The following is a 19,906-nucleotide window of genomic DNA, read 5'->3' as shown; positions in this document are numbered from 1 at the left end:
GGCGTCAGCCGGTGTAGGCGGCGAAGACGCGGGTGTAGTCCCAGTCGGACTGGCCGACGCCGGAGCAGCTGTCGGCGGGGCCGCCGGTGCAGGGGCGGTCCCGGTTGGCGGACCAGAACGTCAGCCGGGCCAGGTGGTGCTGCTGGGCGTAGCCGAGGATGGTGCGGAAGTCGGCCACCGTGACGGTCTCGTTCTGGTCGGTGATGCCGTTCATGGAGGAGATGCCCATGTCCCGGTAAGCCTGGTCGTCGCTGTAGTGGTACGCGGCCTTCAGCGCGTTCTTCAGGCCCTCGGCCGCCTGCACGGTCAGGTTGCCCATGTTCTGTCCGGCGCCGCCGAAGTCGAACGGCATGACGGCCCAGGCGTCGACGGTCAGCCCGGAGGCGGCGGCCCGGTTGATGAGGCTGGTGTCGGGCCCGCTCTGCCCGGTGCCGATGGTGATGTACACCTTCAGCCCCGGGTTGTTCGCCTTCACGGTCTTCAGCGCGTCGACCGTGCGCTGCTGGACGGTGCCGTTGCTGTAGGCGTCGGCCTCCAGGTCGATGTCGATCGCCTTCAGGCCGTAGGCGTTGACGACCTTCTGGTAGGCGGCGGCGAGTTCGCCGGCGCTGGAGCAGGAACTCTCCAGTTTGTTGCCGCTGTAGCCGCCGAAGGACGGGATGACGTCACCGCCGTTCGCCCGCACGGTGTCGACGGTCTGCTGGTCCACCCCGCCGGTCAGCGGACGGCTGCCGTCCCACTGGGGGGTGCAGTAGCCGTTGCTGAGCACGAAGGCCAGGGTGAACCACTTCACGCCGGTCGCCCGGGTGATCGTGGTGGGGCTGGGCGGGCTGCCCCAGCCGTTGTAGAGGTACGGCGCCACGGCCATCGGCGCGGAAGGGGTGGTGCCGCCGCCGGCCGCGGGCGCGTTCCACTTCTGGTTGGCGGCGCCGGTGCAGCTCCAGATCTGTGTACGGGTGCCGTTGGCGGAGGTGTTGCCGGTGACGTCCAGGCACTTGTCGGCCTGCGGGTTGACGATGTCGTGGGCGGCGGTGACGGTCCACTTCTGGTTGGCGCCGCCGGTGCACGTCCACAGCTGTGCCTTGGCGCCGTCGGCGGTCGAGTTGCCGGTGACGTCCAGGCACTTGCCGAGGGCGCGGATCGTGCCGTCGCTGCCGACGGTCCACTGCTGGGCGGCGGTGCCGTTGCAGTCGTAGAGCTGTACGGGCGTGCCGTCCGCGGAGTCGGCGCCGGCGACGTCGAGGCACTTGCCGGCGAGGCCGGTGATGGTGCCGGTGGCCGCCTGGGCGGGGGAGGCGGCGAACAGGCCGGCGGACAGGGTGAGAGCGGTGACCGCGAGCGCGGTGGACGCGGACACGGGCAGGGATCTGGCTCGGGGCATGGGTGGGGGCCCGCCTCTCGTGGGGGGTGGTGGGGTGGTCGCCCCGAGAAGCTAGAGGTCCAGACCACTTGCGTCAAGGTGTGAAGTAAGAAGTGAGGGAAGGGCGTTGGCGGATGCGGCGGCCCTGTTCGGCACGCCTCCCGTGCGACCGGCGCGGACGCTGGCTGGAAGTCGTCACCAGTGGATCAGTGGGCTAATAAGCTCAAGGCGCCTGGCGTTCCAGGCGGTCTCGTCAATCCGGCCGGACCGGTCGATCTCGGGGAAAGGGCCTGAACTGCGGTGGAGGACAAGCGGGTTGTCGTCGTGACCGGCGGAGGCTCGGGCATCGGGCAGGCCACCGCCCGGCTGCTGAGCGAGGCGGGTCACCATGTGGTCGTCTCCGGGCGGCGGGCCGAGCCCCTGCAGCGTCTCGCGCAGGAGACGGGGGCGCTGGCACACCCGTCCGACGTGGGCGACCCCGACGCGGCCGAGGGGCTCGTCCAGGCCGCCCTGACCGCGTACGGACGGCTCGACGGGCTGGTGCTGAACGCGGGCATCGGACGCGGGGGAGCCGTCGGCGACATGTCGCTGCGGGACTGGGACGAGGTGATGCGGACCAACCTGACCGGCCCGCTGCTCCTGCTCCGCGCCGCCATCCCGCACCTGCTGGAGTCCGCCGGCTCGGTGGTCGCGGTCGCCTCGGTGTCCGCGCTCCGCAACGGCACGAGCAACGCCCCGTACGCCACCTCCAAGGCGGCCCTGCTCCAGCTGTGCCGCTCCGTCGCCGTCGACTACGGGCGGCAGGGCGTGCGGGCCAACATCGTGTGCCCCGGCTGGGTGCGGACCGAGATGGCCGACCGCCGCATGGCGCGCTTCGCCGAGGAGGCCGAGCTTCCGGGCGGCGGGGTGGAGGCCGGTTACGAGGAGGCGACCCGGCTGCTGCCCCAGGGACGCCCGGGCGAACCGCGCGAGGTCGCCGAGGCGATCAGCTGGCTGCTGTCGCCGGCGGCGTCGTACGTCAACGGGGCCGTGCTCACCGTCGACGGCGGTGCGACCGCACTGGACCCCGGGACCCTCGCCTTCGACTTCCGGATCACACCGCGGGAGGCCTAGGGGTCTGGCGGAGGCGGGCCCCCGGGTGCCAGTCGGCCCTCCCTGTCTCCCGGGCCCCCAGCCCCGCCCCAGACGCCTCAGCCCTACGGCAGCCCTACTGTCCAGCGGCAGCCCTACTGCCCTGCGGCAGCCCTACTGCCCTGCGGCAGCCTTACTGCCTTACTGCGCCGAGGCCGACCTCTCCCGGCAGGGCAGCAGGTTCGTCATGGACGGCCACATCCGGGCGATTCCCAGCAGGGTCTCGGAGCTGCCGTGAGTCACCCCGGGCAGCGGGTGGGACACGGAGGACGGGGGTACGCCGACCAGGACGGCCCGCCGGGCCTGCCCCACCACCCCGGCGAGCGCCGCGCACGCGAGGCGGTCGTCCCGTACGCCCGCCTGCCGGGCGAGCCGGTGGGCCCGCTCGTAGGCGTCGGGCTGGACGTACTGCTGCAGCGTGAGCAGCGCGTCGTACGTCTCGATGGTCTGCCGGTGTGCCAGCAGCGTCGGCGGATACCGCGGCCACAGGACTTCCTGGAGCCGCGTCCGCCGCGGCCGGGCGAGGGCCACATGGGGCACCGCCGTCACCAGGTCGCGCCACAGCGGCCACAGCCGCCATGTGGTCCGCAGCGCGGTGGCCGACCGGGCCAGCGCGGTCGCGGACGGGACCAGCAGCGACGCCGCCCGCAGGAAGCCGTGCACACCCATGACCACGGACAGGTAGGGCAGCAGCCGGGGGGCGGGGTCGTAGAGGTGGAACAGATATCCGGACCAGAAGACGAGGGCGAGCACGCTGCCCGCCGCGAACAGCCGCAGGGACCAGACGAGGTCGCGCTCGGTCGTCCGCAGGCTGTACCCCCAGCAGACCACGACGGCGACGGCGTCCCCGGCGAGGTGGGCGGCGATGAGGATCAGCCAGTAGGCGGAGGAGGCGGACGCGGGCCGCTGGGCGGCCGCCGCCCCCGCGCCCCCGTGGTCGACCTGCAGCAGGTCGAGAACGAGCAGCGAGACCAGAGCGGCCGTCATCCCCACCGCCACCAGGAGGCGCAGACGCGGAGTGCGGCTCGAGTCGATCACGAACAGCAGGACCAGTCCCGCGCTGAGCACGCCGATCAGGTTGCGGACGAGGGACACGGTGTGCACGTCGACGCCGGCGGACGTGAGCCAGGCGACGACCTGGGGCTGGAAGAGGGTGATCGCGGTGGTCGCGGCCAGGACGGTGAGCCAGAGTCCGCGCAGGCTGGGCTGGCGCAGCGCGGGCCGGGCCCGCCAGACCAGGGCGAACCACAGGACGAGGACGCTGGCGAGTCCGACGTGCGCCGCCAGCTCACTCATCGGCGTCCGCCGTCACTCCGAGGAACGCGCCGAGCCGCCCCAGCGGGCCGGCGACCGGACCGGCCGTCCCGGCGCTCTGGATGAGGCTGGCGATCATCTCGGCCTCCTGCTCCTCGGTCGTCGTGTAACTGGTCCTGGCCATCACCCGCCGGACCAGGTGCGGCTGGAGGCCCTCGAGGAGGCGGTCCGTCGGACCGTCACCGTCGTCCGTGATGCTCCGGTGGTGGTCGCACAGCACATGGCCGATCTCGTGGAGGATGATGTGCTCGCGGTGGAGCGGGGCGGTCCGGGCCTCGTAGAACACGTAGTCGGCGTTGTCCGTGCCCAGCCAGAGCCCGCAGGCGCCGGTCGCCGCCGCCTCCTCGGGCAGTTCCCGCAGCACGAGCGGACGGCCTCTGAGTTCCTCCACCCGCGCACAGACCGCGTCCAGGGACAGCGACCGAGGTACTCCGAGATCACGCAGAATCGCGGCACACCGGCGCTGCAGCGCGGCGAACTCCCCGGATCTCCTCACCTGTCGTACGCGGATGGCCAAATCTCCAACTCCCGGGCGAGAAACCACTTCCCGTCTCCAGCGGACAAGGTGTGGCTCACACCTAAGCAGGTCACGCACCCCTTTGAACACGTCTGCCCGGCCTTTTGGTCTCCCTTTGGCGAAATCCTTCCCCTGCCGGGCACGGGCGGCGGCCCGGGGCCCCGGTGGCGGCCCGTCCGGACGAGGCGGGCGGAGTGCCTTCCGGCACCACCTACCCTGGAAGCATGACCAGCAGCAGCGACCGGAGCCCGGCAGTGGACGTTCCCACCCCCAAGAGTTACGAGATCCGCACCTACGGGTGCCAGATGAACGTCCACGACTCCGAGCGATTGGCCGGTCTGCTGGAGGACGCCGGGTACGTGCGGGCCCCCGAGGGCTCGGACGGCGACGCGGACGTCGTCGTCTTCAACACGTGCGCGGTCCGGGAGAACGCCGACAACCGGCTGTACGGCAACCTCGGCCGGCTCGCGCCGAAGAAGGCCTCGCGCCCCGGCATGCAGATCGCGGTCGGCGGCTGCCTCGCGCAGAAGGACCGCGACACGATCGTGAAGAAGGCGCCCTGGGTGGACGTCGTCTTCGGCACGCACAACATCGGCAAGCTGCCCGTCCTGCTGGAGCGCGCCCGCGTGCAGGAGGAGGCGCAGGTCGAGATCGCCGAGTCCCTGGAGGCCTTCCCCTCCACGCTGCCGACCCGCCGCGAGAGCGCGTACGCGGCCTGGGTGTCGATCTCCGTCGGCTGCAACAACACCTGCACGTTCTGTATCGTCCCGGCGCTGCGCGGCAAGGAGAAGGACCGCCGCCCCGGTGACATCCTCGCCGAGATCGAGACCCTCGTCGGCGAGGGCGTCTCCGAGATCACCCTGCTCGGCCAGAACGTCAACGCCTACGGCTCCGACATCGGCGACCGCGAGGCCTTCAGCAAGCTGCTGCGGGCCTGCGGGAACATCGAGGGCCTGGAGCGGGTCCGCTTCACCTCCCCGCACCCCCGTGACTTCACCGACGACGTGATCGCGGCCATGGCCGAGACGCCGAACGTGATGCCCCAGCTGCACATGCCGCTGCAGTCCGGCTCGGACACCGTCCTGAAGGCGATGCGCCGCTCCTACCGGCAGGAGCGCTACCTGGGGATCATCGAGAAGGTGCGCGCCGCCATCCCGCACGCCGCGATCACCACCGACATCATCGTGGGCTTCCCCGGCGAGACCGAGGAGGACTTCGAGCAGACCCTGCACGTCGTCCGCGAGGCCCGCTTCGCGCAGGCCTTCACCTTCCAGTACTCCAAGCGCCCCGGCACCCCCGCCGCGACCATGGAGAACCAGATCCCCAAGGAGGTCGTCCAGGCGCGTTACGAGCGACTGGTCGCCCTCCAGGAGGACATCTCCTGGGAGGAGAACAAGAAGCAGGTCGGCCGCACCCTGGAACTGATGGTCGCCGAGGGCGAGGGCCGCAAGGACGGCGCCACCCACCGCCTCTCCGGCCGCGCCCCCGACAACCGCCTCGTCCACTTCACCAAGCCGGACCAGGAGGTCCGCCCCGGTGACGTGGTCACGGTCGAGGTGACGTACGCCGCCCCGCACCACCTCCTCGCCGAGGGCCCGGTCCTCGACGTGCGCCGCACGCGCGCGGGGGACGCCTGGGAGAAGCGCAACGCCGCGGCGGCCGCCAAGCCGGCGGGCGTCATGCTCGGCCTTCCCGGGATCGGCGCCCCGGCTCCGCTGCCGGTGGCGACGGGGAGCGGCTGCGGCTGCGACTGACGGCCTGTCGCACGGTCCGTGACCGGCGGTGGCCGAGCCCGTCGCGCCCGTCCTGAGGGGATCGCCCTCATCGACGTGCTCGGACGGCGCTTCGGCGCAGCGTTGACGTAGCTCCGAATCAGGCCAGGCGAAGCTCCGGCCCGGGTCAGGTGGCGCTGGGGCGTAGGTCAGGCGGTGCTCCGGCCTGGCTCAGGTGGCGCTGGGGCGTAGGTCAGGCGGAGCTTCGGCCTGGCTCAGGTGGCGCTGGAGCGTAGGACAGGCGGCGCTCCGGCCCGGCTCGGGCGGCGTTCCGACGTGCTGATCCAGGAGTGACGCCCGGCCGTCCCGCCGGGTTACGCTGCCGATCATGCTTGTCGCCGCCGCCGTATGCCCCTGCCCGCCGCTGCTCGTGCCCGAGGTCGCCGCGGGCGCCGCCCCGGAACTGGACGCCGCGCGCGCGGCCTGCACGGACGCGCTCGGCGTGCTCGCCGCCGCCCGACCCGACCTGCTGGTGGTCGTCGGTACCGCCGGGCAGAGCGGGCTCGGCCGGTACCCGCAGGGCACCCCGGGTGCCTTCCGAGGCTTCGGGGTCGACCTGGACGTACACCTGGGGCCCGCCGGCCGCCCCGCCCCGGAGCGGGAGCTGCCGACCTCGCTGGCCGTCGCCGCCTGGCTGCTGGAGCGGACCGGCTGGGGCGACGCCCCGATCGAGGGACTCGCCGTCCCGGACACACTGGAGCCGGAGCGGTGCGCCGAGACCGGGCGCGAGCTGGCCGGCCGGGCCGGCCGGGTGGCCCTCCTGGTCATGGGAGACGGCAGCGCCTGCCGCACGCTCAAGGCGCCCGGTTACCTGGACGAGCGGGCGGCGCCCTTCGACGCGGAGGCCGCCCGGGCCCTCGGAGCGGCCGACGTGTCCGCCCTGCGGGCACTGGACCCCGGCCTGGCCCGGGAACTGAAGGCGGCCGGCCGCGCCCCCTGGCAGATCCTGGCCGGCGCGGCCGAGGGGACCGGCCTCACCGGCAGCCTGCTGTACGAGGACGCGCCGTACGGCGTCGGGTACATGGTGGCGACCTGGTCCTGACCCCGGAGGACTCCGGGGCCGCCGCTTGCCCGCACAGGGCTCCCCGGGCCCGGGCCCCGAACAGCGACCGGGGCGTCCCGTGGTTCACGGGACGCCCCGGTCGCGTGGTCACCAGGAGACGGTGGCTCGTCGCGTGGTCACCAGACAGTCGCCGGTTCGCGTGGCCACCACGACGGTGGCCGGTCGCACCGTCACGAGGACGCCTACCGGTGGCGGACTCCTCAGGACGCCGGCGGTGGGCCCTCCGGAGAGGCCGGGCGGGTCGGGGTCGTGGGGGTGTGGGGCGCCGCCTCCGGGCCGCCCTTGTGCGCGAGGCGGTCCATCGCCTCCTTGGCCCTGCCCGTGCCCGCCTGGATCTTGTCGCTGTACTTGTGTTTGGTCCGCTCGTCGACGGCCTTCGCGGCCTTGTCGATCCCGTGCTGGACCTTGTCCCCATGCTGCCGCGCGAGGTCCGACACCTTGTCCTTGGCCGGGCCCAGCTTGGCCTTCATGTTGTCCATCAGACCCATGGTCCACCTTCCCTCGCGGGACAGTTATCTGCGGGCGCCCTCACCGGCCTCCCTGTCGGCGGCCTCCTCGGCGGACTGCTGCCGGGGGATCCCGGCACTCTCGGACGCGTCGTCCGCACCGGAGTCCGACCGCACGGCCACGTCCCCGTGCCCGTCCCCGGTCGCCTCCTCGGCCTCCGCCGGCCCGGCCTCACTCGCCGACACCGTCACCTCGGCCTGCCCCGCCTCGGCTCCCTCCGGCTCCGAGCCGGTGTTCGCCGGTGCGTCCGACGCCTCCGGAGTCGCCTTCGACCTGCCGAGAAGCCGTGCAAACACGCCCATATCCACTCCATACGGTACTCGTGCGGGCGAATTCCCGCTTCGCCCGGTGCGTACGGTTGCGCCGCCCGGGCCACCGCCTCCGGCACCCCGGAGGGCGGTACCTCGCCACGGGCAACGACCTGCGAGACGCACCGTCACGTAACTCGTTCGAGACCTCACCGGGAGGTTTGCGAGACTGGTGCCGTGAGCAGTGCACTCCCCGCCCCCCGCGTCATCGCCGTCGTCGGACCCACCGCGGCCGGAAAGTCCGATCTCGGTGTCTTCCTGGCCCAGCAACTCGGCGGCGAGGTCGTCAACGCCGACTCCATGCAGCTGTACCGAGGGATGGACATCGGTACAGCCAAGCTGACACCCGAGGAGCGCGGCGGCGTCCCGCACCACCTGCTGGACATCTGGGACGTGACGGTCGCCGCCTCGGTCGCCGAGTACCAGAAGCTGGCCCGCGCGCGGATCGACGCACTGCTCGCCGAGGGCCGCTGGCCGGTCCTCGTCGGCGGCTCCGGCCTGTACATCCGCGGTGCCGTCGACAACCTGGAGTTCCCCGGCACCGACCCGGAGGTCCGGGCCCGGCTGGAGGAGGAGCTGGCGCTGCGCGGCTCGGGCGCGCTGCACGCCCGGCTGGCCGCCGCCGATCCCGAGGCCGCCCGCGCCATCCTGCCGAGCAACGGCCGCCGTATCGTCCGCGCGCTCGAAGTGATCGAGATCACCGGCCAGCCCTTCACGGCCAACCTGCCCGGTCACGACTCGGTCTACGACACCGTCCAGATCGGTGTCGACGTGGCCCGGCCGGAGCTGGACGAGCGCATCGCGCGGCGCGTCGACCGCATGTGGGAGGCGGGCCTCGTGGACGAGGTGCGCGCACTGGAGGCGCAGGGACTGCGCGAGGGGCGCACGGCCTCGCGCGCGCTCGGCTACCAGCAGGTGCTCGCGGCGCTCGCCGGGGAGTGCACCGAAGCGGAGGCGCGGGCCGAGACCGTCCGTGCCACCAAGCGCTTCGCGCGCCGTCAGGATTCGTGGTTCAGGCGCGATCCGCGGGTGCACTGGTTGAGTGGGGCCGCGGCGGACCGCGGGGAACTTCCGCAGCAGGCCCTGGCGTTGGTCGAACGACCGGTTACAGCCTGATCACGTCATGGCATCGGGATGCGCCGCCGGTCATCTCGGCCTTCGGCGCCGTGCCATCATCGAGCTTCGATCGACCAAGTGGAGCCTAGTTGGGAGGGCGCGTGGCGATGGAGGCCGGCCCTCGCAACACCGCACCGGATGCCGAGCACCTCACCACCGAGGGTGACGGACCGTGCCGTGACGAGCCGCGTCCCGACGAGGACCGCTCACAGCGGAAGGACCTGCTCGACGACCCCCTGTCCGGCGGTTCTCCGTCCGGCGTCCCCCGGGCCGCGGGCCGCCTGCCCGACGACCTTCCGTCCGACGACAGCCCGTCCGACGACCTGTTCGGCGACCCTCTGTCCGGGAGTCCCCTGACCGAGGACCGTCTGACCGAGGACCGTCTGACCGAGAACCGTCTCGCCGACGACGGTCCCGACGACACCCCGGACGGGGTGACCGACGACGGGCCGGAGCCGGAGGAGATGTACCCGGGCGGTCCGGAGGTCGAGGTCGAGCTGCGTCCGCAGCGCCGGCTGCGCATCTGGCAGCTCGCCCCCATCGTCGGCCTGGCCGCCGTCGGCTCCCTGATGTTCGCCTTCCCGCTCGCCTTCGACTTCGGCGACAGCGGCGCGGTCATCGCCATGCTCGGCCTGCTGATCTGCTCCTGCGCGGCCGGCTGGGGCATGATGGCCGCCCGCCGGGTGGGCTACACCTGGCCCGGCTTCCCCCCGCGCGGCTCCGGCCGCCGGCCGGACTGGCGGGTCGTCCTCGGGTACGTACTCCTCGTGATCGTGGTGGTCGTCCTCGCGGTGTGGCGCGTGGCCCGGCTCCGCTAGGCCCTGGCAGCACAGGCACAGGCACAGGCACAGGCACAGGCACAGGCACAGGCACAGGCACGGGCAGCACAGGCACGGCGCTGCTGGACCTGCCGGGACGTGCAGGTGGCCAGACCCCGCCGGGGCGGCACGGTCGTACCCACCCCGTACGATCGAGGAATGAGCACACGGATCGCCTTCCTCAAGGGCCACGGCACCGAGAACGACTTCGTGATCGTCCCGGACCCCGAGAACGCCCTCGACCTGTCCCCGGCCGCCGTCGCCGCCCTGTGCGACCGCCGGGCGGGCATCGGAGGCGACGGTGTGCTGCACGTCGTACGGTCCGCGGCGCACCCGGAGGCCCGGGAGATGGCCGCCGAGGCCGAGTGGTTCATGGACTACCGCAACGGCGACGGCTCGGTCGCCGAGATGTGCGGCAACGGCGTCCGTGTGTTCGCGCGCTACCTCCAGCACGCCGGGCACGTGGCCGAAGGAGACCTCACGATCGCCACGCGCGCGGGCGTGAGGACCGTCCACATCGCGAAGGACGGTGACGTCACCGTCGGCATGGGCCGCGCCCGCCTCCCCGAGGGCGACGTCACGGTGACCGTCGGCGGGCGCAGCTGGCCCGCGCGCAACGTGAACATGGGCAATCCGCACGCGGTGGCCTTCGTCGCCGACCTGGCGCACGCGGGCGACCTGTACACCGCGCCGCCGGTCAGCCCGGCGACCGCCTACCCGGACGGGGTGAACGTCGAGTTCGTCGTGGACCGCGGCCCCCGTCACGTCGCCATGCGCGTGCACGAACGCGGCTCCGGCGAGACCCGTTCGTGCGGCACGGGCGCCTGCGCCGTCGCCGTGGCCACCGCCCGGCGCGACGGCACCGACCCGGCCGTCACCGGCACCCCGGCGACGTACACCGTGGACGTGCCCGGCGGGCGCCTCGTCATCACCGAGCGCCCCGACGGCGAGATCGAGATGACCGGACCCGCCGTGATCGTCGCCGAGGGCGAGATCGAGGGGGAGTGGCTCGCTCACGCTGTCGGCTGACCGAAAATCTAAACCTCGTTTCCATCGCTCGAACGGGTGATCCGCTTCACGCTCGGCGAGAGGCGGTCGGCCGCGCGTGGTGGGCTCGATAGCATCAAGCACCGGCACGGACGGGGGAACGTCGCCAACCCTGAGCCGCGTACGCCCTGGAGCTCCGTCCGCCGGTCCACGAGCCGGAGGTGCCCATGAGTGCGGAGGCCACGAACCCTGCGAGCGCTGGCCCGGTAGCGCCCCCAACGCCACAAGCGCTCACAGCGTCCGCGGCGCCCGCGGCGGTGCGCAGAAAGTCCCGGCCCCGGATCGACCTGCGCCGGCTCGGCCGGGCCGCGCTGCTCGGCCCCGCCGGCCGCGACAAGCTGCCCGACGCGATCGGCCATGTCGTGGAGGCGCACCGGGCCCACCACCCCGACGCCGACCTCGAACCCCTGCGCCGCGCCTACGTCCTGGCGGAGTCCTCGCACCGGGGACAGATGCGCAAGAGCGGCGAGCCGTACATCACGCACCCGCTCGCCGTCACCCTGATCCTCGCCGAACTCGGTGCGGAGACCACGACGTTGACGGCCTCCCTGCTGCACGACACCGTCGAGGACACCGAGGTGACGCTGGATCAGGTGCGGGAACAGTTCGGGGAGGAGGTCCGTTATCTGGTCGACGGCGTCACGAAACTGGAGAAGGTCGACTACGGAGCCGCCGCCGAGCCGGAGACCTTCCGCAAAATGCTCGTCGCCACCGGCAACGACGTGCGCGTGATGTCGATCAAACTCGCCGACCGCCTGCACAACATGCGCACCCTCGGCGTGATGCGCCCCGAGAAACAGGCGCGGATCGCCAAGGTCACCCGTGACGTCCTCATCCCGCTCGCCGAACGCCTCGGCGTGCAGGCCCTGAAGACCGAACTGGAGGACCTGGTCTTCGCCATCCTCCACCCCGAGGAGTACGAGCACACCAGAGAACTCATCGCGGAGAACGCCGCCCGCCCCGGCGACCCCCTCGCCGAGGTCGCCGACGAGGTGCGCGGGGTGCTGCGCGAGGCCGGCATCCCCGCCGAAGTCCTCATCCGCCCCCGGCACTTCGTCTCCGTGCACCGCGTGGCCCGCAAGCGCGGTCAGCTGCGCGGCGCCGACTTCGGCCGCCTGCTGGTGCTGGTGAACGAGGACGCGGACTGCTACGGCGTCCTCGGCGAGCTGCACACCTGCATGACCCCGGTGGTCTCGGAGTTCAAGGACTTCATCGCCGTACCGAAGTTCAACCTCTACCAGTCCCTGCACACCGCCGTCGCCCGTCCCGACGGCCAGGTCGTCGAGGTCCTCATCCGCACCCACCAGATGCACAAGGTGGCCGAGGCCGGCGTCGTAGCCCTGGGCAACCCGTACGCACCGGCCCTCGACCCGTCCGCGTCCGACCCGTCCGTCTCCGACACCCCCGCTTCCGGCCCCGCCTCCGCCGCCGACGGTGAGCGCGTCGACCCGACCCGCCCCGGCTGGCTCTCCCGCCTCCTCGACTGGCAGCAGGCCGCCCCCGATCCCGACACCTTCTGGTCCACCCTGCGTGAGGACCTCGCCCAGGACCGGGAGATCACCGTCTTCCGCCCCGACGGCGGCGCCCTCGGCCTCCCCGAGGGCGCCACCTGCGTGGACGCCGCCTACGCGCAGTACGGCGAGGACGCCCACGCCTGCATCGGCGCCCGCGTCAACGGCAGGCTGGCCACCCTCAGCACGGTCCTGCGCGACGGCGACACGGTCCAGCTCCTGATGGGCCAGGACCCGGCCTCCGAGCCCTCCCGCGAGTGGCTGGAGCACGCCCACACCCCGGCCGCCCGCATCGCCATCCAGCGCTGGCTCGCCGCCCACCCCGGCGGCGGCACCGACACGGACGGGCCGGACGGCGCCCCCGCGGCACCCGCCGACGCCGCCCGCCCGGCCGCGGCACCGGACGGGGACCTGGCCGAGCCCCAGCCCGCCGCTGCCGCCCACCGCGCCGCCCCCGCCGGAGCCGCTCGCCCCGGTCTCTCCTCGGGTGCCCCGCCCGCGCCTCCCGCGGACGGCACGCCCGCCCCCCGCTCCCGCCGCGCCGACGTCCTCGCGGACCGGCCCGGCGCCGCCGTACGGCTCGCCGGGTGCTGTACGCCCGTACCGCCGGACGAGATCACCGGGTTCGCGGTGCGCGGCGGGGTGGTGACCGTGCACCGCGTGGAGTGCGCCGCCGTGGCGCACATGAAGAGCAGGGGGCGCGAGGAGATCGGCGTGCGCTGGGGAGACACCGCCGAGTGCCGGGTCACCCTGGTCGCTGAATCGTTCGGCCGTCCCCACCTCCTCGCCGACCTCACCGAGGCGATCGCCCTGCAGGGCGCCGAGATCGTCTCCGCCACCGTCGAACCGCCCAGCCAGCAGCGCGTGCGCCACACCTACACCCTCCAGCTCCCCGACGCCGCCCACCTCCCCGCCCTGATGCGCGCCATGCGGGACGTACCCGGGGTGTACGACGTGAGCCGCGCCCAGCACCAGGCACCGGCCTCCTGACGACGGCGTCCGGCTTACCCGATCGGGTGGGCCGGACGCGCGTCGCCGCCGGGCAGCGGGCACGCACTGGTAGCGATGGTCCATGCCGCTCACCCCCCGCCCCCGCCCCCGGCTCTCCCGCCTCGCGGTCCGGCGCACGCTCCGCCGACGCCGCACGGCGGCCCTGCTCGCCTCCGCCGTCTCCGTCTGCCTCGTCGCCGCCGCGGCCCCGGCCGAACCGCTCGGCGTCGGCGACCGGCTCTACCCGTACCTGGGCAACCCCGGCTACGACGTCGCCTCGTACGACCTGTCCCTCACCTATCCCGGCAGCAACGACAAGCCGCTGCAGGCCGTCACCACCATCGACGCCTGGACCACGGCCGACCTGGAGCGGCTCAACCTCGACTTCGGGTACGGCACCGTCCGCTCGGTCGAGGTCGACGGACGTCCCGCCGGCTTCACCCGCGCCGGCGAGGACCTGGTCGTCACCCCCGAGCACCCCCTGGCCGAGCGCAGCTGGACCCGGATCACCGTGCGGCACACCAGCGACCCCGTCTACGGCGACGACCAGCAGGGCGGCTGGGTGCGCACCTCCGACGGCCTCGCCATGGCGAACCAGGCCGACGCCGCCCACCTGGTGTTCCCCTGCAACGACCACCCGTCCGACAAGGCGATGTTCACCTTCCGCATCACCGCGCCGAACGACTACACCGCCGTCGCCAACGGCCTGCGCGCCGGAGCCGACCGGGTCGGCCGCACCACCACCTGGACCTACCGCACCCAGCACCCCATGGCCACCGAACTCGCCCAGGTGTCCATCGGCCGCTCCGCCGTGGTGCACCGCGAGGGCCCGCACGGGCTCCCCCTGCGCGACGTCGTACCCGCGAGCGACCGCAAGGCCCTCGAACCATGGCTCGCGAAGACCCCCGACCAGATCGCCTGGATGGAGAGCAAGGTCGGCCGGTATCCCTTCGAGACCTACGGCGTGCTCATGGCACAGGCCGCCACCGGCTTCGAACTGGAGACACAGACCCTCTCGCTCTTCGAGAAGGACCTGTTCACCGAGCCCGCCTACCCCAAGTGGTACGTCGAGTCGGTCATGGTGCACGAGCTGTCCCACCAGTGGTTCGGGGACAGCGTCACCCCGCGCAGCTGGTCCGACGTCTGGCTGAACGAGGGCCACGCCACCTGGTACGAGGCGCTGTACGCCGACGAGACCGCGCACCGGCCCATGGAGGAGCGGATGAAGGCCGCCTACGGCGCCTCCGACCGCTGGCGCGAGGCCGGCGGCCCGCCCGCCCTGCCCAAGCCTCCCGTCCCCGGCCAGAAGATCAGCATCTTCCGCCCCAACATCTACGACGGCGCCGCACTCGTCCTCTACGCCCTGCGGCAGGAGATCGGCGCGCCCGCCTTCGAGCGGCTGGAGCGCATCTGGGTCCAGGAACACCGGGACGCCACCGCCACCACCAGCGACTTCGAACGGCTGGCCGCGGCCGTCTCCGGCCGCGACCTGAGAGGCTTCTTCCAGGCCTGGCTGTACGGCGAGAAGACCCCGCCGATGCCCGGCCACCCGGACTGGAAGCCACTGCCGCGGACGCAGGACGACGGGCCCCGCGTCCGGCGATAACCCGGTGACGAGACGGGCCGTACCGTGCGACCATCTACGGGTCGGCACGCGCACGGGTCACGGGAATCTCCCGGGGTACTCATGCGTTGTACCTCACGTGCGGCCCGGGTGACCGACCGCCGTACCGACGCCGTAACGGCACTCCCATCGACGTATCTCATCGACGTAAGGATCCAATGACCTCCTCTTCTTCCCCTTCCCAGGACACCAAGCGCCTCGCGCACGCCTATCCCGAGGGTCTTCGGGCCGATGCCCTGATGGAAGAGGACGTCGCCTGGAGCTACGAGATCGACGGCGAGCGGGACGGCGACCAGTTCGACCGCTCCGAGCGCGCCGCCCTGCGCCGCGTCGTGGGCCTGTCCACCGAGCTGGAGGACGTCACCGAGGTCGAGTACCGCCAGCTCCGCCTGGAGCGGGTCGTGCTCGTCGGCGTGTGGACCACCGGCACCGCGCAGGACGCCGACAACTCCCTCGCGGAGCTTGCGGCCCTCGCGGAGACCGCGGGCGCGCTCGTGCTCGACGGCGTGATCCAGCGCCGCGACAAGCCCGACGCGGCCACCTACATCGGCTCGGGCAAGGCCGCCGAGCTGCGTGACATCGTCATCGAAACGGGCGCGGACACCGTCATCTGCGACGGTGAGCTGAGCCCCGGCCAGCTGATCCAGCTGGAGGACGTCGTCAAGGTCAAGGTCATCGACCGTACGGCCCTGATCCTGGACATCTTCGCCCAGCACGCCAAGTCCCGCGAGGGCAAGGCGCAGGTCGCGCTCGCCCAGATGCAGTACATGCTGCCGCGGCTGCGCGGCTGGGGTCAGTCGCTGTCCCGGCAGATGGGTGGCGGTCGCGGCGGCCTCGCCACGCGTGGCCCCGGTGAGACCAAGATCGAGACGGACCGGCGCCGGATCCGCGAGAAGATGGCGAAGATGCGCCGGGAGATCGCGGACATGAAGACCGGCCGCGAGATCAAGCGCCAGGAGCGCCGGCGCAACAAGGTGCCGTCCGTCGCCATCGCCGGCTACACCAACGCCGGCAAGTCCTCCCTGCTCAACCGCCTCACCGGCGCCGGCGTCCTGGTCGAGAACGCCCTGTTCGCGACCCTGGACCCGACCGTCCGCCGGGCCGAGACCCCGAGCGGCCGGCTGTACACGCTGGCGGACACCGTCGGCTTCGTCCGGCACCTGCCGCACCACCTGGTCGAGGCGTTCCGCTCCACCATGGAGGAGGTCGGCGACTCCGACCTGATCCTGCACGTGGTGGACGGCTCGCACCCGAACCCGGAGGAGCAGCTCGCCGCCGTACGCGAGGTGATCCGGGACGTCGGCGCCACCGGCGTGCCCGAGATCGTCGTGATCAACAAGGCGGACGCGGCCGACCCGCTGACCCTCCAGCGGCTCCTGCGGGTCGAGAAGCGCTCGATCGCCGTCTCGGCACGCACCGGCCGGGGCATCGAGGAACTCCTCGCCCTGATCGACGACGAGCTGCCCCGCCCCTCGGTCGAGGTCGAGGCGCTCGTGCCGTACACCCACGGCAAGCTCGTCGCCCGCGCCCACACCGAGGGCGAGGTGATCTCCGAGGAGCACACCGCGGAGGGCACCCTGCTCAAGGCCCGGGTGCACGAGGAGCTGGCGGCGGACCTGGCGCCCTACGCACCGGTCTCCGCGGCCTGAACCACCGCGACACGAAGGCCCGCCACCCCACCTGGGTGACGGGCCTCCGTCATGCCCGCGGCCTGCTCACCGCCCGGCGAACTGCTTGCTCACCGACTCGTACACACCCTTGGCCACCTCACCCAGCCGGGGACCGGCCAGCCAGCCCGCGCTCACCGGACCGATGGAGGTGTTCGACACCAGCGCGGGCTTGCCGTCCGCGCCCGTCTCCACCCAGCCGCCACCGGAGGAGCCACCGGTCATCGTGCACCCGATCCGGTACATCGTCGGGTCGGCCTGCTCGATGGAGAGCCGGCCCGGCTTGTCCTGGCACTGGTACATCAGCTGACCGTCGTACGGCGCCGCCGCCGGGTAGCCGGTCGCCGTGATGCTCTTCACGTTCGCCACGGCCGGAGCGTCGAAGTCCACCGGCAGCGCCCCGCCGACGGTCTCCTCCAGCGACTTGCCGCCGCTGCCCTGCTCCGGCGTCACATGGATGACGGCGAAGTCGTACGAGGCACCGTCACCGCCCGTCTGACCGCCCTTGCTGATCCACTGCTGCGAGGTCTTCGCCGCGTCGGCCCACCACACGCCCAACGGCGCGATGTCGGACCGGCTGGCGTTCTCCAGCTCGGCCGCCGACCTGCCCTGGTTGTTGTACGACGGCACGAACGCGATGTTGCGGTACCAGCCGCCCTTCTTGCCGGCGTGCACACAGTGACCCGCCGTCCACACGAGGTTCGACTTGCCCGGGTGCGCCGGGTCCTGCACGACCGTCGCCGAGCAGACCATGGTGCCCTCGGGCGAGTCGAAGAGCAGCTTGCCCGAAGTGGCCGCGCCGGCGTGGTACGGCGGCGTGACCGCCTGCGCCTTCACCGGCTGCGGCGTCGGGTCCGTCACACCCTGGTCACCGGAGATGTCGTTGTCGTCGACGCCCTGGTCGGGGTCGTCGGCGTCGCGCATCCGGTCCGGGTCCCACAGGCCCTTGATGATCGGGTTGATGAAGTCGTTGGCCTCGCGCAGCCAGTCGTCCTTGTTCCAGTTCTTCCAGGCGCCGTGCTTCCACTTGTCGACGTCGATCCCGTGCTCCTTGAGCCTGCGCTTCAGGTCGTCCGGGATCGTGATCTTTCCGTCGCCGGTGCCCGCCGTCGCGGTGGCGGTCGGCTCGCCGTTGGCGTTGTCGTCACCGTCGCCGTTGCAGGCGGTGGCGGTCAGCGCCAGCGCCGACACGAGAGCGACCGCCGTCAGCGAGGTGGAGGCGCGGCGACGGCCCCTCCCTCGCCGAGCGGTGAACGACGGCCGTATGGATCGCATGTTCTTGACTCCCCCTGCTCTGAAAGGAACTCGGCGCTTCGGCCCCGACACCGGCGGCGAACTCGTGCATGGTTCATGCCGGTCCCACGACCTTCTGGGAACGGCATCACACACTATGCCGTCGCCGTGGGGGAGTTCTGACGGCAGGGCAACGGTTCCGTCACAGGCTGCCCGAACAGGCCCGGCCGGAAAGCCGCCTGAACAGGGCGCGCGCCAACGAACTCCCGGTGACCCCGTAACCGCCCGAACGGTCCGCGGTTGTAGCCGGTGGGGCCAGCTGTCCGTGCGGTCCCGGAGGACCGACTCATCCTTGAACAGCGGGGAGGACAACGCGCAGTGGCCGTTACGGAGTCCATGACTGGAGGCACACCCGGGCAAGAGCGGGCCGTGCACGAGGGGATCCTGAGACGCCAGTCGGCGCGTGAGTCCTCGGCGCGCACCTACGCCCGCGCCCTGCCGATCGTGCCGGTCCGGGCGCGCGGGCTCACCATCGAGGGCGCCGACGGCCGCCGTTACCTGGACTGCCTCTCCGGCGCCGGCACCCTCGCCCTCGGCCACAACCACCCGGTCGTGCTCGAAGCCATCCGCACGGTCCTCGACTCCGGCGCCCCCCTCTCCGTCCTCGACCTCGCGACCCCCGTCAAGGACGCCTTCATCACCGAGCTGTTCCGTACCCTGCCGCCCGGCCTCACCGACCGGGCCCGCGTGCAGTTCTGCGGACCGGCCGGCACCGACGCCGTCGAGGCCGCCCTCAAACTGGTCCGGGCCGCGACCGGCCGCACCGGCATCCTCGCCTTCACCGGCGCCTACCACGGCATGACGGCCGGCGCCCTGGCCGCCTCCGGCAGCGCACGCGATGTCCAGGTCGCCCGCCTGCCCTACCCCCAGGACTACCGCTGCCCCTTCGGCGTCGGCGGCCGGCCCGGCGCCGAACTCGCCGCCCGCTGGACCGAGTCCCTCCTCGACGACCCGAAGTCCGGCGTCCCCCTGCCGGCCGGCATGATCCTCGAACCCGTCCAGGGCGAGGGCGGAGTGATCCCCGCACCGGACGGCTGGCTGCGCCGCATGCGCCGGCTCACGACCGACCGGGCCATCCCGCTGATCGCCGACGAGATCCAGACCGGAGTGGGCCGCACCGGTGCCTTCTGGGCCGTCGACCACAGCGGCATCACCCCCGACGTCATGGTCCTGTCGAAGGCCATCGGCGGCAGCCTCCCGCTGGCCGTGATCGTCTACCGCGACGATCTCGACGTCTGGCAGCCCGGCGCCCACGCCGGCACCTTCCGCGGCAACCAGCTCGCCATGGCCGCGGGCACCGCCACCCTCGCCTACGTCCGCGAGAACGCCCTCGCCGAACGCGCCGCCGCCCTCGGTGCCCGCATGCTCACCCAACTGACGGAACTCACCCACCAGTTCCCGTGCGTGGGAGACGTACGGGGACGCGGACTGATGATCGGCGTCGAACTGGTGGACCCGGACACCGACCACACCTCCTCTCACACGGCACCCCTTCCGGGCCACCCCGACACCGCACCGACCGGCCTGGAGCCCACCCGCACCCCGCACCCGGCCGCCCCCCAGCTGGCCGCCGCCGTACAGCGGGAGTGCCTCCAGCGCGGACTGATCGTCGAACTCGGCGGCCGTCACGCGTCCGTGATCCGGCTGCTTCCACCCCTGACGATCAGCGACGAACAGGCGACGGCCGTACTCGACCGCCTGGCCGACGCGGTCGCGGCGGCGGCCCGCCAGCACGCAACCCACGACCCGCACCAGCCAAGACACCCCGGCTCTGCCGAACACGCGGGCTGACCACCTCACAGGCCCCTCCCGTCCCCTCATTCCGCTCCACCTCCTTCCGAGACTCCCGGCATTCTCGGCACTCCCGG

Annotated in this window: 16 protein-coding genes; 10 read left to right on the top strand and 6 right to left on the bottom strand. The window is 72.5% G+C overall.

The genetic code is table 11. The annotated features are described in order from the left end of the window. Positions 1–4: 4 nt before the first annotated feature. Positions 5–1,381 carry a chitinase gene (locus IEZ20_RS32030; protein ID WP_189305175.1) on the bottom strand — a complete coding sequence of 459 codons (1,377 nt, stop codon included), beginning with the start codon at positions 1,379–1,381 and terminating at the stop codon, positions 5–7. Between the two features lie 279 nt (positions 1,382–1,660). Between IEZ20_RS32030 and IEZ20_RS32025 the strand changes: the two genes are divergently transcribed. Continuing rightward, the gene (locus tag IEZ20_RS32025; protein WP_189305173.1) at positions 1,661–2,473 is read left to right on the top strand and encodes an SDR family NAD(P)-dependent oxidoreductase; all 813 of its coding nucleotides are present in this window, start codon (positions 1,661–1,663) and stop codon (positions 2,471–2,473) included. A 159-nt stretch (positions 2,474–2,632) separates the two neighbouring features. Here the strand turns inward: IEZ20_RS32025 and IEZ20_RS32020 are convergent, their stop codons facing one another. Both IEZ20_RS32020 and IEZ20_RS32015 read right to left on the bottom strand, forming a co-directional pair. Beyond that, a complete protein-coding gene (locus IEZ20_RS32020; protein WP_189305172.1) occupies positions 2,633–3,787 on the bottom strand; it encodes an MAB_1171c family putative transporter in 1,155 nt (384 codons plus the stop codon). After that, on the bottom strand, positions 3,780–4,196 hold the full coding sequence (locus tag IEZ20_RS32015) for a regulator component (RefSeq protein WP_229896371.1): 417 nt from the start codon (positions 4,194–4,196) through the stop codon (positions 3,780–3,782). Before IEZ20_RS32015 ends, IEZ20_RS32020 begins: the two co-directional genes overlap by 8 nt. A 350-nt stretch (positions 4,197–4,546) precedes the next feature. On the opposite strand from IEZ20_RS32015, the gene miaB reads away from it, so the two are divergent. Both miaB and IEZ20_RS32005 read left to right on the top strand, forming a co-directional pair. Then, positions 4,547–6,076: a tRNA (N6-isopentenyl adenosine(37)-C2)-methylthiotransferase MiaB gene (miaB, locus tag IEZ20_RS32010; RefSeq protein WP_189305169.1), complete on the top strand. Its 1,530-nt coding sequence runs from the start codon at positions 4,547–4,549 to the stop codon at positions 6,074–6,076. Between the two features lie 346 nt (positions 6,077–6,422). After that, positions 6,423–7,136, top strand: coding sequence for a class III extradiol dioxygenase subunit B-like domain-containing protein (locus IEZ20_RS32005; RefSeq protein WP_189305167.1), 714 nt, complete (start codon positions 6,423–6,425; stop codon positions 7,134–7,136). Positions 7,137–7,357: 221 nt separating this feature from the next. Here IEZ20_RS32005 and IEZ20_RS32000 read toward each other — a convergent pair whose 3' ends face one another. Together IEZ20_RS32000 and IEZ20_RS31995 are read right to left on the bottom strand one after the other, a co-directional pair. Next, positions 7,358–7,645, bottom strand: a complete 288-nt coding sequence (locus tag IEZ20_RS32000; protein ID WP_189305165.1) for an antitoxin — start codon at positions 7,643–7,645, stop codon at positions 7,358–7,360. Positions 7,646–7,669: 24 nt separating this feature from the next. Beyond that, the gene (locus IEZ20_RS31995) at positions 7,670–7,966 is read right to left on the bottom strand and encodes a hypothetical protein (protein WP_189305164.1); all 297 of its coding nucleotides are present in this window, start codon (positions 7,964–7,966) and stop codon (positions 7,670–7,672) included. A gap of 183 nt (positions 7,967–8,149) precedes the next feature. On the opposite strand from IEZ20_RS31995, the gene miaA reads away from it, so the two are divergent. The 6 genes from miaA to hflX all read left to right on the top strand — a co-directional run bounded on the left by miaA (position 8,150) and on the right by hflX (position 16,727). Next, positions 8,150–9,088: a tRNA (adenosine(37)-N6)-dimethylallyltransferase MiaA gene (gene miaA, locus IEZ20_RS31990; protein ID WP_189305163.1), complete on the top strand. Its 939-nt coding sequence runs from the start codon at positions 8,150–8,152 to the stop codon at positions 9,086–9,088. A gap of 107 nt (positions 9,089–9,195) precedes the next feature. Further along, on the top strand, positions 9,196–9,906 hold the full coding sequence (locus IEZ20_RS31985; RefSeq protein WP_444545263.1) for a hypothetical protein: 711 nt from the start codon (positions 9,196–9,198) through the stop codon (positions 9,904–9,906). A gap of 159 nt (positions 9,907–10,065) precedes the next feature. After that, a complete protein-coding gene (dapF, locus tag IEZ20_RS31980) occupies positions 10,066–10,935 on the top strand; it encodes a diaminopimelate epimerase (RefSeq protein WP_189305162.1) in 870 nt (289 codons plus the stop codon). 185 nt (positions 10,936–11,120) lie between these two features. Beyond that, positions 11,121–13,454: a RelA/SpoT family protein gene (locus tag IEZ20_RS31975; protein WP_189305161.1), complete on the top strand. Its 2,334-nt coding sequence runs from the start codon at positions 11,121–11,123 to the stop codon at positions 13,452–13,454. An 82-nt stretch (positions 13,455–13,536) separates the two neighbouring features. Then, entirely contained in the window at positions 13,537–15,060 is a 1,524-nt protein-coding gene (locus tag IEZ20_RS31970; protein WP_189305160.1) for a M1 family metallopeptidase, read from the top strand. A 176-nt stretch (positions 15,061–15,236) separates the two neighbouring features. Next, complete coding sequence (gene hflX / locus IEZ20_RS31965) at positions 15,237–16,727, top strand: GTPase HflX (RefSeq protein ID WP_189305159.1); 1,491 nt, start codon at positions 15,237–15,239, stop codon at positions 16,725–16,727. Between the two features lie 66 nt (positions 16,728–16,793). Here the strand turns inward: hflX and IEZ20_RS31960 are convergent, their stop codons facing one another. Next, the gene (locus IEZ20_RS31960) at positions 16,794–18,020 is read right to left on the bottom strand and encodes a trypsin-like serine peptidase (protein ID WP_189305158.1); all 1,227 of its coding nucleotides are present in this window, start codon (positions 18,018–18,020) and stop codon (positions 16,794–16,796) included. A gap of 354 nt (positions 18,021–18,374) precedes the next feature. Here IEZ20_RS31960 and IEZ20_RS31955 point away from each other — a divergent pair, with 354 nt between their 5' ends. Continuing rightward, the gene (locus tag IEZ20_RS31955; RefSeq protein WP_189305157.1) at positions 18,375–19,829 is read left to right on the top strand and encodes a diaminobutyrate--2-oxoglutarate transaminase family protein; all 1,455 of its coding nucleotides are present in this window, start codon (positions 18,375–18,377) and stop codon (positions 19,827–19,829) included. The last annotated feature ends 77 nt before the right edge of the window (positions 19,830–19,906 follow it).

The sequence above is a fragment of the Streptomyces cinerochromogenes genome (assembly GCF_014648635.1).
Lineage (GTDB): Bacteria > Actinomycetota > Actinomycetes > Streptomycetales > Streptomycetaceae > Streptomyces > Streptomyces cinerochromogenes.
This window is presented reverse-complemented; position numbering and strand designations above follow the sequence as displayed.